The sequence below is a fragment of the Mycolicibacterium sp. TUM20985 genome, assembly GCF_030295745.1.
Taxonomy (GTDB): Bacteria; Actinomycetota; Actinomycetes; order Mycobacteriales; family Mycobacteriaceae; genus Mycobacterium.
Genome location: NZ_AP027291.1, coordinates 3,796,365 through 3,810,529, shown reverse-complemented (window position 1 = coordinate 3,810,529; position 14,165 = coordinate 3,796,365). Strand labels below are relative to the sequence as shown.

Below are 14,165 nucleotides of genomic sequence, written 5' to 3'. Positions count from 1 at the left end.
GGGGCGGGTTAGGGTAGTGCGTGATCTCCAAACTGTTGGTGGCCAACCGCGGTGAGATAGCGATTCGCGCGTTCCGCGCGGCTTATGAGATGAACATCGCGACGGTGGCGGTATACGCCTACGAGGACCGCAACTCGCCACACCGGATGAAGGCCGACGAGTCGTATCAGATCGGTGAGCCCGGGCATCCGGTTCGGTCCTATCTCTCGATCGACGAGATCATCCGCGTTGCACGTGATGCCGGCGCCGACGCGGTCTACCCCGGATACGGATTTCTCTCCGAGAATCCGGAGCTCGCGACCGCCTGCTCGGAGGCGGGCGTCACGTTCGTCGGACCCGGCGCCGAGGTGCTGGAGCTGACCGGCAACAAGGCAAGGGCGATCGCCGCCGCGCGCGATGCGGGTCTGCCCGTGCTGGCGTCCTCGGCGCCGTCGGCATCGGTCGAGGAACTGGTCGCCGCGGCGGCGGACATGGAGTACCCGCTGTTCGTGAAGGCGGTATCCGGCGGCGGAGGCCGCGGCATGCGGCGCGTCGCGGACGCCGGTGCCCTCGCCGAGGCGATCGAGGCCGCCAGCCGCGAAGCGGAGTCGGCGTTCGGCGATCCGATGGTGTATCTCGAACAGGCGGTGCTCAACCCTCGCCACATCGAGGTGCAGATCCTCGCCGACGGCAAGGGCAACGTCATCCACCTCTTCGAACGCGATTGCAGCGTGCAGCGGCGCCATCAGAAGGTGATCGAGCTCGCTCCCGCCCCCAACCTGTCGGACGATTTGCGCGCCACGATCTGCGGGGACGCGGTCGCCTTCGCGCGTCGGATTGGTTACTCCTGCGCCGGCACCGTCGAGTTCCTGCTCGACGAACGCGGCAACCACGTCTTCATCGAGCTGAATCCACGCATCCAGGTCGAGCACACCGTCACCGAGGAGATCACCGACGTCGACCTGGTCGCCAGCCAGCTGCGCATCGCCGCGGGGGAGACGTTGGCCGATCTTGGGCTCAGTCAAGACTCGATCCGGGTGCGCGGTGTTGCCATGCAGTGCCGGATCACCACGGAGGATCCCGCCAAGGGATTCCGTCCCGACACCGGCCGCATCACCGGATACCGGTCTCCGGGTGGGGCGGGCATCCGGCTGGACGGCGGCACCACCCTCGGTGCGGAGATCAGCGCCCACTTCGACTCGATGCTGGTCAAGATGACGTGCCGGGGCCGGGACTTCTCGACCGCCGTCACGCGCGCCAGGCGCGGTCTTGCCGAGTTCCGGATTCGCGGGGTGTCGACGAACATCCCGTTCCTGCAGGCGGTGGTCGACGATCCCGACTTCCGCGCGGGCAGAGTGACGACGTCGTTCATCGACGAACGCCCGCAACTGCTCACCGCACACGCTTCGGCCGACCGCGGGACGAAGATGCTCAACTACCTCGCCGAGGTCACCGTCAACTCCCCGTACGGCGACCGGACGCGGATCTACCCCCAGGACAAGCTCCCCGGCGCCGACGTCGTCGACGTGGAGGCGCCTCCAGTGCCCGGCAGCAGGCAGCGGCTGGTCGAGCTCGGACCCGAGGGTTTCGCGGCGTGGCTGCGGGATTCGCCTGCGGTGGGCGTCACCGACACCACCTTCCGCGACGCGCATCAGTCGCTCCTCGCCACCCGGGTGCGCACCTCCGGGCTCATGGCCGTCGCGCCGTACATCGCAAGGATGACCCCGGAGCTGTTGTCCCTGGAGTGCTGGGGCGGCGCGACATACGACGTGGCGCTGCGCTTCTTGAAGGAAGACCCGTGGGAGCGGCTGGCGGCGCTGCGCGAGGTGGTGCCCAACATCTGCCTGCAGATGCTGCTGCGGGGTCGCAACACCGTTGGCTACACCCCGTATCCGGAAGTCGTGACCTCGGCCTTCGTGGAGGAGGCCACGGCTACGGGCATCGACATCTACCGGATCTTCGACGCCCTCAACAACGTCGAATCAATGCGACCGGCCATCGACGCCGTCCGCGAAACCGGAACGTCCGTGGCCGAAGTCGCCATGAGCTACACCGGTGACCTGTCCGATCCTGCCGAGACGCTCTACACCCTGGACTACTACCTCAAGCTCGCCGAGCAGATCGTCGACGCGGGCGCGCACGTGCTGGCCATCAAGGACATGGCGGGTCTGCTGCGGGCGCCCGCAGCGGCCACCCTGGTCTCGGCCCTGCGCAGCCGGTTCGATCTGCCCGTGCACGTGCACACCCACGACACGCCCGGCGGTCAGTTGGCCACCTATACGGCGGCCTGGCAGGCGGGCGCCAGCGCGGTCGACGGTGCAGCTGCGCCCTTGGCGGGCACCACCAGTCAGCCGTCGCTGTCCTCGATCGTCGCCGCGGCCATGCATACCCGCTACGACACCGGGCTGTCGCTGTCCGCGGTGTGCGATCTCGAGCCGTACTGGGAGGCGCTGCGAAAGGTGTACGCGCCGTTCGATGTTGGGGCATCTGGCATGGTCGCCCCGACAGGGCGGGTGTACTCGCACGAGATCCCCGGCGGTCAGCTGTCCAATCTGCGGCAGCAGGCGATCGCGCTCGGGCTGGGCAACCGCTTCGAGGACGTCGAGAACGCCTATGCCGGTGCCGACCGGGTCCTCGGACATCTGGTCAAGGTCACGCCGTCCTCGAAGGTCGTCGGCGATCTGGCCCTGGCACTGGTGGGCGCGGGCGTCACGGCCGACGAGTTCGCGGCCGACCCGGCGCGCTTCGACATCCCCGACTCCGTCATCGGTTTCCTGCGCGGTGAACTCGGCGATCCACCGGGCGGATGGCCGGAACCGTTGCGCACCAAGGCACTCGCTGGCCGCTCGCCCGCCAAGCCGCCGACGGAACTCAGCCCGCAGGACGAGGCGCTGCTCCGCGAACCCGGCACCGTGCGCCAGCGGGCGCTGAACCGGCTGCTGTTCCCCGGGCCGACGAAGGAATTCGAGGCGCACCGCGAGATCTACGGTGACACCTCGCGCCTGTCGGCCAACCAGTTCTGGTACGGCCTCCGCCACGGCGATGAGCACCGCATCCAGATCGACCGTGGCGTCGACCTGATCATCGGCCTCGAAGCGATCTCCGAGGCCGACGAGCGCGGCATGCGCACCGTGATGTGCATCCTGAACGGGCAACTGCGACCGGTGGTGGTCCGCGACGAGAGCATCGCCGAAACCGTGCCCGCAGCGGAGAAGGCCGATCGGTCCAACGCCGACCACGTCGCCGCGCCGTTCGCGGGGGTCGTCACCGTGAACGTCGCCGCGGGCGATCAGGTCAGCGCGGGCCAGGCCATCGCCACCATCGAGGCCATGAAGATGGAGGCGGCGATCACCGCTCCGAAGGCGGGCACCGTCGACCGTGTCGCCGTCTCGGCCACCGCACAGGTAGAAGGTGGCGACCTGCTGGCGGTGATTTCCCCGGCGGGCAGGAGCGGAGCGACCGGGGGATCGAGTTCGGCGGGGGAGAGCGAAGCGACCGGGGGATCGAACTGACCCGGATCGTCGGCGGTCGGTACGGCGGTCGCCGGATCGCGGTACCGCAGAGCCGGTCCGGTCGGGGCACCCGTCCCACGACGGACCGGGTCCGCGAGTCCCTGTTCAACGTGTTGACCGCGCGCCTCGATCTGGACGGTGTCAATGTCCTGGACTTGTATGCGGGTTCGGGAGCCCTTGGGCTGGAAGCGCTTTCGCGCGGCGCCGCGTCCGCGGTGTTCGTGGAGTCCGACCGGCGCGCGGTGGCGGTCATCGAGGCCAACGCGGCGGCCCTTGGCGTGACCGGCGCGGTGGTGCGGTGCGCCAGCGTCGACTCGGTGCTCGCGGCGGGTACCGGCCGGCCGGTAGACCTGGTGTTCGCCGACCCGCCGTACGAGGTCGCGTCGGCGGACGTGGAGGCGGTGCTCGACGCCCTGACCGATCGCGGCTGGGTGGGTCCCGGTGCGATCGCCGTGGTCGAGCGGCCGACGTTTGCGCCGCCTCTGGCGTGGCCCGCCGCGTGGTCGGCGGGGCGGGACCGCCGCTACGGCGACACCCGCCTCGAGTTCGGGGAGATCGCGTAGCGTCGTCGGGCATGAGTGGCGCCGTATGCCCCGGTTCGTTCGATCCCGTGACCCTCGGCCACGTCGACGTCTTCGAACGTGCGGCTGCACAGTTCGACGAGGTCGTGGTCGCCGTGCTGGTGAACCCGAACAAGGCAGGCATGTTCACCGCCGAGGAGCGCATCGAATTGATCCGCGAGTCGACGACGCACCTGACGAATCTGCGGGTGCAGAGTGGTAGCGGCCTGGTGGTGGACTTCGTCAAGTCCCACGGCCTCACCGCGATCGTCAAGGGGCTGCGCACCGGCACCGACTTCGAGTACGAGCTGCAGATGGCGCAGATGAACAAGCACGTTGCCGGCGTCGACACCTTCTTCGTCGCCACGACGCCGCAGTACTCCTTCGTGTCGTCCTCGCTCGCCAAGGAGGTCGCACTCCTCGGCGGTGACGTCTCGGAGTTGCTGCCAGCGCCCGTGAACGCGCGCCTCCGGGCCAAGCTCGCCGAGCGCTGAGCCCTCCCGCCACCGTGCGCCGGCTGTGCGGTGTCATACGCAACTCGCCGGGCGAAGCGGATGACATCGCACGCTCGAGGGGTTGCGGGCCGATTGGGCGAAACCCGACTCACCGGCGTGGCTTCCCTAGTCACACGAGCAACACCAGGCACACTGGTAACGACCAAACTAGGCCGGGAGGGTGTTGCCGTGTACCGAGTATTTGAGGCGCTCGACGAGCTCGGAGCGATCGTCGAGGAAGCCCGCGGTGTGCCGATGACGGCTGGCTGCATGGTGCCCCGCGGCGACGTTCTCGAACTGCTGGACGACATCAAGGACGCCATCCCCGGCGAACTCGACGACGCCCAGGACGTGCTCGACGCCCGCGACGGGATGCTGCGCGAGGCGAAGGATCACGCCGATTCGATGGTCTCGACGGCGACCGCCGAGGCAGATTCACTGGTCAACCACTCCCGTGGTGAAGCGGACCGCATCCTGTCCGACGCCAAGAGCCAGGCCGACCGCATGGTCGCCGAGGCGCGCCAGCACAGCGAGCGAATGGTCGGCGAGGCCCGCGAGGAGGCCAATCGCATCATGACCACCGCCAAGCGTGAGTACGAGGCAAGCACCGGACGGGCCAAGGCCGAAGCCGACCGCCTGATCGAGAACGGCAACCTGTCCTACGAGAAGGCCGTCCAGGAGGGCATCAAGGAGCAACAGCGCCTGGTGTCGCAGACCGAGATCGTGCAGACCGCGACCTCGGAGGCCACCCGCCTGATCGACACCGCGCACGCCGAGGCCGACCGCCTCCGCGGCGAATGCGACATCTACGTGGACAGCAAGCTCGCCGAATTCGAGGACTATCTGAACGGCACGCTGCGCTCCGTCGGGCGTGGCCGCCACCAACTGCGCACCGCTGCAGGGACGCACGACTACGCGCAACGGTAGGGACTGCCGACCACGGCCGTAAGATCGACTAATGGCCGGAAAGTCGAAGCATGGCGCACATGGTCGGTCTGGCCGTGGGCCGCAGTCTCCGTTCGTGCTGGACGTGGCACGACTGGGCATGAGGCCCGGCTCGATGATCACGTTCGCCGAAACGGTGCCGTCGCCGTCGCGGATCGGCATCGAGCTGATCGCCATCCCCGAGGGTGCTCCCGTCGAACTCGATCTGCGTCTTGAGTCGGTGTCGGAGGGCGTGCTCGTCAGCGGCACGATGTCGGCGCCGACGGCAGGGGAGTGTGCCCGCTGCCTGACTGCCGTTGCGGGGGACGTCGAGATCCACCTCACCGAGTTGTTCGCGTATCCGGACAGCACCACCGAGGCCACCACCGACGATGACGACGAGGTCGGATGCGTCATCGACGACACCGTCGATCTGACGCAACCGATCATCGACGCCGTGGGGATGGAACTGCCGTTCTCGCCGCTGTGCCGGGACGACTGCCCGGGCCTGTGCCCGGAGTGCGGTGCCGCGTTGGCCGACTTCGAGAATGACGCCGACCCGCACCACCACGACGTCATCGACCCGAGGTGGGCGAAGCTGGCTGCCATGAAACCCGTCGGAGAGGGATCGTCGGATCAGGTGCCCGGGGGTCGCGAGTGACGGTCGACCGGACTCCGCTACTCGAAGCCATCGGCGTCGACCTGCCCGACGATCTTCTGACCCTGGCCCTGACCCACCGCAGCTACGCCTACGAGGCAGGCGGGCTGCCCACCAACGAGCGCCTCGAGTTCCTCGGCGACGCCGTGCTGGGTCTGGTGATCACCGCGGAGATCTTCGCCAAGTACCCCGACCGCAGCGAGGGCGAACTGGCCAAGCTGAAGTCCGCCGTCGTCAACACCCAGGCGCTGGCCCGGATCGCCAGGAATCTCCCCCCCGACGGGCTCGGCGCCTACCTCCTGCTCGGCCGCGGTGAGGTGGCCAGCGGTGGCTCCCACAAGGCCAACCTGCTCGCCGACGCGGTGGAGTCACTGCTCGGCGCGGCGTACGTGCAGCACGGACACGAGGTGGCACGCGACGTCGTCATCAGGTTGTTCTCCGGCGCACTCGAGGCCGCCGCGAACCTGGGTGCGGGTCTCGACTGGAAGACCAGCCTGCAGGAGCTCGCGGCGGCCCGCCGGTTGGGCGTCCCGAGCTATGTCCTGGCCTCCACCGGACCCGAACACGACAAGCACTTCACCGCGCGGGCGATCGTCAACGCCGAGGACTTCGGCGTGGGCGAGGGCAAGACCAAGAAGGAAGCCGAACAACAGGCCGCCGCCGCGGCGTACAAGGCACTCGAGTCGCTCGAGTTCGCCGGCCAAGACGCCACATCTCCCAACCGCACGCCCGAGCGGAATGCCTGAACTTCCCGAGGTCGAGGTCGTCCGGCGCGGGCTGGCCGCGCACGTGGTCGGACGGACCATCACCGCGGTCCGGGTGAACCATCCTCGCGCCGTCCGCGGCCACGAGGAGGGCCCGGCGGATCTGACGGCACGACTGCTCGACAACGTCGTGACCGGAACGGGGCGACGCGGTAAGTACCTGTGGCTGACGCTGGCCAGCGGCGACGCCCTGGTGGTCCACCTCGGCATGAGTGGGCAGATGCTGCTGGGACCCGTTCCGAAGACCGAGCATCTACGGGTCGCCACCCTCCTCGACGATGGAACGGCGATGAGCTTCGTCGATCAGCGCACGTTCGGGGGCTGGCGGCTGGCCGACCTGGTGACCGTCGACGGCACCGAGGTCCCCGTCCCCGTCGCACACATCGCGCGCGATCCGCTGGATCCGTTGTTCGACCGTGCCGCGGTGGTGAAGGTGTTGCGGCGCAAGCATTCCGAGATCAAGCGGCAGCTGCTGGATCAGACGGTCGTCTCGGGTATCGGCAACATCTACGCCGACGAGTCGCTGTGGCGCGCGAAGGTCAACGGCGCGCGGATCGCCGAAACGCTGACCAAGCCGACACTGGCCTCGATCCTCGACCACGCTACGGACGTGATGCGCGACGCGCTCGGTCAGGGCGGCACGTCGTTCGACTCGCTGTACGTCAACGTCAACGGCGAGTCGGGCTACTTCGACCGCTCGCTGGATGCCTACGGCCGCGAGGGGCAGCCGTGCGGCCGCTGCGGTGCGGTCATGCAGCGCGACAAGTTCATGAACCGGTCGTCGTTCTACTGCCCCCGTTGCCAGCCGAGACCGCGCCCGCCACGCCCGTCGTAGACCAGTTACTGTGAGCTTCCTGTGTGACCATTGCATCGTCGACCCAAGGGGATGTCGTGACCAATCGGCCCATCGAGGTGTGCCAGGGCCAGGGCCCGGAATTGCTCGACGCCACCATCGACCCGGACTGGATTCTCGAGGGGACGCCGAAGAGCCGCAGTAGTTGGTGGTGCGGGAGCGCCGACCGGATGGCCAACCACTACGTGTGGGATTGCACTGCGGGCCGTTTCAGGTGGTACTTCGATCGCGACGAGACCGTCTACGTCATCGAGGGTGAGGTCGAGGTCAGCGGTGAGGGGGTGCCGCCGACCTGGCTGCGCGCCGGGGACGCCGCGCTGTTCCGAGCCGGAACCTGGTCCACCTGGCATGTGCCGCAGTACGTCCGCAAGCACGCCATCATCCGGCGGGGGTTGCCGGCGCCGCTGCGCCTGCTCGTCGAGTGCGCCCGACGGGCCAAGCAGCTGATCGGCTCAAGAGGCTGACGCGGGGCCCGGAATCAGCAGCGGCGGACGCACTGTTTCACTGTCTGCGAATGACCGGTGTCGACGAAGGGTGTTTCATGACTGACCTATGGGTGGAGCGCACGGGCGTGCGCCGCTACACCGGTCGCAGCACCAGGGGCGCGGAGGTGATGATCGGGTCCGAGGACGTCGAGGGCGTGTTCACCCCGGGGGAGCTGTTGAAGATCGCCCTGGCCGCATGCAGCGGGATGAGCAGCGACCACGCCCTGCGCGCCCGGCTCGGTGACGACTACGAGGCCACGGTGCGGGTGTCGGGGCCCGCGGACCGCGAGCAGGAGCGCTACCCGTTGCTCGAGGAGCACCTCGAGGTCGATCTGTCGGCGCTGTCGGAGGAGGAGATCAGGAAGCTCCTCGTCATCGTCGAGCGCTCGATCGACAAGGTGTGCACCGTCGGGCGCACGCTCAAGACCGGGGCCGAGGTGACGTTCGAGGTCACCCAGAAGTGATGCCGCCGGTCGGGGACGACGTCCGCCTGACCGCGTGGGTGCACGGCCGGGTCCAGGGTGTCGGGTTCCGCTGGTGGACCCGGGCGAGGGCGTTGGAACTGGGCCTCACCGGGTTCGCGGCCAACAAGGACGACGGCCGCGTGCACGTGGTCGCCCGCGGTTCCCACGCGGCATGTCAGCGGCTGCTCGACATGCTCCAGGGTGGGGCCACGCCGGGGCGGGTCGACACCGTCGTCTTCGACTGGTCCGACGCCGGCGACCCGATCGAGGGCTTCGCCGAGCGATAGCAACTTCGCAGGTAAGGTGGCACGTCATGCATCTGAAGAGTCTGACGCTGAAGGGCTTCAAGTCCTTCGCCTCGCCGACGACTCTTCGGTTCGAGCCGGGCATCACCTGCGTCGTCGGACCCAACGGTTCGGGTAAGTCCAACGTGGTCGACGCGTTGACGTGGGTGATGGGCGAGCAGGGCGCCAAGACGTTGCGCGGCGGCAAGATGGAGGACGTCATCTTCGCCGGGACGTCGTCGCGGGCGCCGCTGGGCCGCGCCGAGGTGACGCTGACGATCGACAACTCCGACAACGCGCTGCCGATCGAGTACACCGAGGTGTCGATCACGCGGCGGATGTTTCGCGACGGCGCAGGCGAGTACGAGATCAACGGCAACGCCTGCCGGCTGATGGACGTTCAGGAACTGTTGTCCGACTCGGGCATTGGGCGCGAGATGCACGTCATCGTCGGCCAGGGCAAGCTCTCGGAGATCCTCGAGTCCAAGCCGGAGGACCGTCGCGCGTTCATCGAGGAAGCCGCCGGCGTGCTCAAGCACCGCAAGCGCCGCGAGAAGGCGGTCCGCAAGCTCGATTCGATGTCGGCGAACCTCAACCGGCTCACTGACCTCACCAGCGAATTGCGGCGACAGCTCAAACCGTTGGGACGTCAGGCGGAGATGGCGCGGCGGGCCCAGACCATCCAGGCCGATCTGCGCGACGCCCGGCTTCGCCTGGCCGCCGACGATCTCGTCACGCGACGCGCCGAGTTCAACGACACCAACCAGGCCGAGACGACGCTGCGGCGCGAGCACGACGAGATCAGCACCCGCCTGGAGACCGCGACGTTCGAGCTGGCCGCCCACGAGACGGCGGTGGCCGGTCTGAGCGGGCGTGCCGAGGCCGCGCAGCAGACGTGGTTCCGGCTGTCTGCGCTGGCCGAACGGGTCAGTGCGACCGTGCGCATCGCCAGCGAGCGAACGCAACTCCTCGACGCCGATGCCGAGGTGGCCCAGGGCGCGGATCCGGACGCACTCGAGGCCCAGGCCGACGAGGTGGCCTCCCATGAACGGCAGCTGCTCGTCGAGCTGGCGCAGTGCCGGGAGCGGCAGGAGGCGGCGCGCGCGGAACTGGGTGAGCGCGAACGGATTGCGGCCGAGGCCGAACGTGCCCATCTCGCCGCGGCCAGGGCTGAGGCCGACCGCCGCGAGGGGTTGGCGCGGCTCTCCGGCCAGGTGGACACCATCCGCACGCGAGTCGAGTCGATCGACGAGGGGGTGGCTCGCCTCACGGTCAGCATCGAGGAGTCGGCACTGCGGGTCCAGCAGTCCCGGGTGGACTTCGAGACCGTGCAGAATCGCGTCGGCGAGCTCGACGCGGGCGAGCTCGGTCTCGACGATCAACACGACCGCACGGTGATGGCGCTGCGGCTGGCCGACTCGCGGGTCGCGGAGTTGCAGGCCGGCGAACGCGCCGCCGAACGGCAGGTGGCGTCGCTGCAGGCGCGCATCGACGCGCTGGCGGTGGGTTTGGACCGCAGGGATGGCGCCGCCTGGCTGCAGAAGCACCACGACGGATCTGGACTGCTGGGGTCGGTGGCAAAGATGTTGCAGGTGCGCGCCGGACACGAGGCGGCGGTCGCGGCCGTACTCGGCTCTGCGGCCGATGCGCTGGCCGCGGAGAGCTTCGGCGCCGCGCGCTCGGCGGTCGCGGCCCTCAAGCGGGCCGACGGCGGCCGCGCGGCGATCGTGCTGGGGGATTGGCCCGAAACTGCCTCGCCAGCAACGGGTTCGAATCACTCGCTGCCCGATGGCGCGCTGTGGGCGGTCGATCTGGTCGAGCCGGCCCCACGTCTGCGCGGCGCGATGGCGGCGATGCTCGCCGGGGTGGTGGTGGTGTCCGATCTGACCGCGGCACTCGATCTCGTCGCGCGCAATCCCGAGCTGCGTGCGGTGACCGCGGACGGCGACCTGGTCGGCGCCGGTTGGCTGACCGGCGGCTCCGACCGCAAGCCGAGCACGCTGGAGATCACCTCCGAAATCGACAAGGCGCGTGCGGAATTGGCGTCCGCCGAACGACAGGTGTCCGAGCTGACCGCGGCTCTGTCTGGCGCCGTGGCCGAGCAGCAGTCGCGTCAGGATTCCGCGGAGGATGCCCTCGCGGCGCTCAACGAATCCGATGCGGCGATCTCGGGGATCTACGAACAGCTCGGCAGACTGGGGCAGGAGACCCGCGCGGCGGAGGAGGAGTGGCAACGCCTCAACGGCCAGCGCAACGAGCTGGAGGCCGGGCGGGTGAAGACCGTCGAGGAGTTGTCGGGTCTGGAGGAGCGGTTGCGCAATGCGCAGGAGCTGCCCATGTTCGACGCCGAACCGGTCGACCGTCAGGAGTCCGTCGCTGCGGCCGAGGCGGCACGCGCCGCGGAGTTCGAGGCACGGCTGGCCGTCCGCACCGCAGAGGAACGGGCGAATGCCGTTCGCGGACGGGCGGATTCGTTACGCCGAGCGGCGGCCGCCGAACGTGAGGCGCGGCTGCGCGCGCAGCGGGCCCGCGAGGCGCGTGAGCTCGCCGCCACTGTCGCAGCGGCGGTCGCGGACTCGGGCCGACTGGTCGCGGCCCGGCTCGCGGTGGCGGTGGCGGTGGCGGGTCGCACCAGGGACGGACTGGCCGCCGAGCGCAGCCACCGGGCCGAGGCGCTGAGCCGGGTCCGCCACGAGGTCAACGAACTCAACGCCAGGATCACCGCGCTCACCGACTCCCTGCACCGCGACGAGGTGGCGAAGGCGCAGGCGTCCCTGCGCATCGAGCAGTTGGAGCAACAGGCGCTCGAACAGTTCGGCATGGCGACCGACGATCTCGTCGAGGAGTACGGCCCACACGTCCCGCTCCCGCCCTCGGAGTTGGAGATGGCCGAGTACGAACAGGCCAAGGAGCGGGGTGAGCAGGTCACCACGCCTGCGCCGATGCCGTTCGACCGGGCCACTCAGGAACGTCGGGCCAAGAAGGCCGATCGGGAGCTCGCCGAACTCGGCCGAGTGAATCCCCTTGCGCTGGAGGAGTTCGCAGCTCTCGAGGAGCGCTACAACTTCCTGTCCACGCAGCTCGAGGACGTCAAGGCCGCACGCAAGGATCTGCTCGACGTGATCACCGACGTCGACGAGCGCATCCTGCAGGTCTTCGCCGAGGCATACGCCGACGTGGAGCGAGAGTTCACCCAGGTGTTCGCCACGCTCTTCCCCGGCGGTGAGGGCCGGCTGCTGCTGACCAACCCCGACGACATGCTGACCACCGGCATCGAGGTCGAGGCCCGTCCACCCGGCAAGAAGATCAAGCGGCTGTCCCTGCTGTCCGGCGGCGAGAAGTCGCTGACGGCGGTCGCGATGCTGGTGGCCATCTTCCGGGCCCGCCCCTCACCCTTCTACGTCATGGACGAGGTCGAGGCTGCGCTCGACGACGTCAACCTGCGCCGCCTGATCAGCCTGTTCGAACAGCTCCGCGAAGTGTCGCAGCTCATCGTCATCACCCACCAGAAGCCGACCATGGAGATCGCCGACGCCCTGTACGGCGTCACCATGCGCGACGACGGCATCACGACCGTGATCTCGCAGCGGATGCGGGGCCAGGAACTCGTCACCACGACCACCTAGCCCGTTGCCGGACCCCGCCCTGAGACAATGACGCGGTGACGCAAGGTCAGTTGATGGGTCTCTGGATCGCCGTGGCGGTCATCGCCGTTCTCGTGATGGTGGCGCTGGTCGTCGGGCTGGTGCGTTACCGGCGGCGACGGATCAGCCTGTCGCGGCCCGATGATGCCGCCGCCCTCGACAAACCCGTCGACAAGTCTGGCGGCTACACGGCGTCCTCGACGATCTCGTTCACCCAGGCGACGGACACCCCGCTGGACGTCCAGGGCCTGCCCGCGGTGGGGGACGACGCCACCGTTCCGCGCGATGCGCCCAAGCGGTCGATTTCCGACGTCCAGCTGCCCGACCTCGTCGAACCCGAACCCGAACCCGACCTCGTCGAACCCGAACCCGAGCTCGTCGAACCCGAGGTCCGGCCCGAACCCGAGCCGGAGGCTCTCGAAGCTCCCTCCGAAATCGAGTCGATCGCCCCGTCGGACGGCAGGCTGGAGCGGCTTCGCGGGCGGCTGTCGAAGTCGCAGAACGCGCTGGGCCGCAGCATGCTCGGCCTGCTCGGCGGTGGCGACCTCGACGAGGACTCGTGGGAGGAGATCGAGGACACCCTGCTGGTCGCCGATCTCGGACCCGTCGTCACCGAGTCCGTGGTGAGCGCCCTTCGCGCCAGGATGGCCGCGACGAGTGTCCGGTCCGAGGCCGACGCCCGGGCGGTGCTCCGCGAGGTGCTCATCAACGAGCTGCGGCCCGAGTTGGATCGCTCGATCAGGGCTCTGCCGCACGCGAACAAACCCTCGGTCCTACTCGTCGTCGGCGTCAACGGGACGGGCAAGACCACGACCGTCGGCAAGCTGGCCAGGGTCCTCGTTGCCGACGGCCGTCGGGTGGTCCTCGGGGCGGCCGACACGTTCCGCGCCGCCGCGGCCGATCAGTTGCAGAGCTGGGCGTCGCGGGTGGGGGCCGAGGTCGTGCGCGGTCCGGAGGGGGCCGATCCTGCCTCGGTGGCGTTCGATGCCGTCGATCAAGGCATCGCCACGGGGGCCGACGTCGTGGTCATCGACACCGCCGGCCGGCTGCACACCAAGACCGGCCTGATGGACGAGCTCGGCAAGGTCAAACGCGTCGTGATGAAGCGGGCGGTGGTCGACGAGGTGTTGCTGGTGCTCGACGCGACCATCGGGCAGAACAGCCTGCCCCAGGCGCGGGTCTTCGCCGAGGTGGTCGACATCACCGGTGTGGTCCTGACCAAACTCGACGGGACGGCCAAGGGCGGCATCGTCTTTCGCGTGCAGCAGGAACTGGGTGTGCCGGTGAAGCTGGTTGGACTCGGCGAGGGACCGGACGACCTGGCGCCATTCGAGCCCGCCGCGTTCGTCGACGCCCTGTTGGGCTGACGCCCCATTCGGCTGACGCGACCTGCTCAACCAACGCCCTGACGAGGCGGTTAACACCGACGAAACGAAATCCGTCGATCCGTTCACATCGGCGAAACACGGGCGGCTCATTCGCGAAACAACCAGTGCGCATTGTCTTGGCCTAGGTCATCGGTGACTAACCGTGGCATGGGCGAA

12 protein-coding genes are annotated in these 14,165 nt (G+C 68.9%); all 12 read left to right on the top strand.

Going from position 1 to position 14,165, the window contains the following annotated elements; all coding sequences use genetic code 11:
• The first annotated feature begins 20 nt into the window (after positions 1 to 20).
• The 12 genes from QUE68_RS18685 (at position 21) to ftsY (ending at position 13,988) form a co-directional block, all read left to right on the top strand.
• Positions 21 to 3,491 carry a pyruvate carboxylase gene (locus QUE68_RS18685; RefSeq protein WP_286274233.1) on the top strand — a complete coding sequence of 1,157 codons (3,471 nt, stop codon included), beginning with the start codon at positions 21 to 23 and terminating at the stop codon, positions 3,489 to 3,491.
• The gene (gene rsmD, locus QUE68_RS18680) at positions 3,488 to 4,054 is read left to right on the top strand and encodes a 16S rRNA (guanine(966)-N(2))-methyltransferase RsmD (RefSeq protein WP_286275866.1); all 567 of its coding nucleotides are present in this window, start codon (positions 3,488 to 3,490) and stop codon (positions 4,052 to 4,054) included. Before QUE68_RS18685 ends, rsmD begins: the two co-directional genes overlap by 4 nt.
• Positions 4,055 to 4,065: 11 nt before the next feature.
• Positions 4,066 to 4,545 carry a pantetheine-phosphate adenylyltransferase gene (gene coaD / locus QUE68_RS18675; protein ID WP_284227634.1) on the top strand — a complete coding sequence of 160 codons (480 nt, stop codon included), beginning with the start codon at positions 4,066 to 4,068 and terminating at the stop codon, positions 4,543 to 4,545.
• 189 nt (positions 4,546 to 4,734) lie between these two features.
• Positions 4,735 to 5,472, top strand: coding sequence for a cell division protein SepIVA (gene sepIVA, locus QUE68_RS18670; protein WP_284227633.1), 738 nt, complete (start codon positions 4,735 to 4,737; stop codon positions 5,470 to 5,472).
• A gap of 31 nt (positions 5,473 to 5,503) precedes the next feature.
• A complete protein-coding gene (locus QUE68_RS18665) occupies positions 5,504 to 6,130 on the top strand; it encodes a YceD family protein (protein WP_286274232.1) in 627 nt (208 codons plus the stop codon).
• Positions 6,127 to 6,873: a ribonuclease III gene (rnc, locus tag QUE68_RS18660; protein WP_284227631.1), complete on the top strand. Its 747-nt coding sequence runs from the start codon at positions 6,127 to 6,129 to the stop codon at positions 6,871 to 6,873. The genes QUE68_RS18665 and rnc overlap by 4 nt, the downstream gene beginning before the upstream one ends.
• Positions 6,866 to 7,726 carry a bifunctional DNA-formamidopyrimidine glycosylase/DNA-(apurinic or apyrimidinic site) lyase gene (mutM, locus tag QUE68_RS18655; RefSeq protein ID WP_284227630.1) on the top strand — a complete coding sequence of 287 codons (861 nt, stop codon included), beginning with the start codon at positions 6,866 to 6,868 and terminating at the stop codon, positions 7,724 to 7,726. Before rnc ends, mutM begins: the two co-directional genes overlap by 8 nt.
• A 56-nt stretch (positions 7,727 to 7,782) precedes the next feature.
• Complete coding sequence (locus QUE68_RS18650; RefSeq protein ID WP_284227629.1) at positions 7,783 to 8,208, top strand: cupin domain-containing protein; 426 nt, start codon at positions 7,783 to 7,785, stop codon at positions 8,206 to 8,208.
• 77 nt (positions 8,209 to 8,285) lie between these two features.
• Positions 8,286 to 8,693 carry an OsmC family protein gene (locus QUE68_RS18645; protein ID WP_284227628.1) on the top strand — a complete coding sequence of 136 codons (408 nt, stop codon included), beginning with the start codon at positions 8,286 to 8,288 and terminating at the stop codon, positions 8,691 to 8,693.
• The gene (locus QUE68_RS18640) at positions 8,693 to 8,980 is read left to right on the top strand and encodes an acylphosphatase (RefSeq protein WP_284227627.1); all 288 of its coding nucleotides are present in this window, start codon (positions 8,693 to 8,695) and stop codon (positions 8,978 to 8,980) included. The genes QUE68_RS18645 and QUE68_RS18640 overlap by 1 nt, the downstream gene beginning before the upstream one ends.
• 26 nt (positions 8,981 to 9,006) lie before the next feature.
• Positions 9,007 to 12,603, top strand: a complete 3,597-nt coding sequence (gene smc, locus QUE68_RS18635) for a chromosome segregation protein SMC (protein WP_284227625.1) — start codon at positions 9,007 to 9,009, stop codon at positions 12,601 to 12,603.
• A gap of 53 nt (positions 12,604 to 12,656) precedes the next feature.
• Entirely contained in the window at positions 12,657 to 13,988 is a 1,332-nt protein-coding gene (gene ftsY, locus QUE68_RS18630) for a signal recognition particle-docking protein FtsY (protein ID WP_284231093.1), read from the top strand.
• Positions 13,989 to 14,165 lie beyond the last annotated feature (177 nt).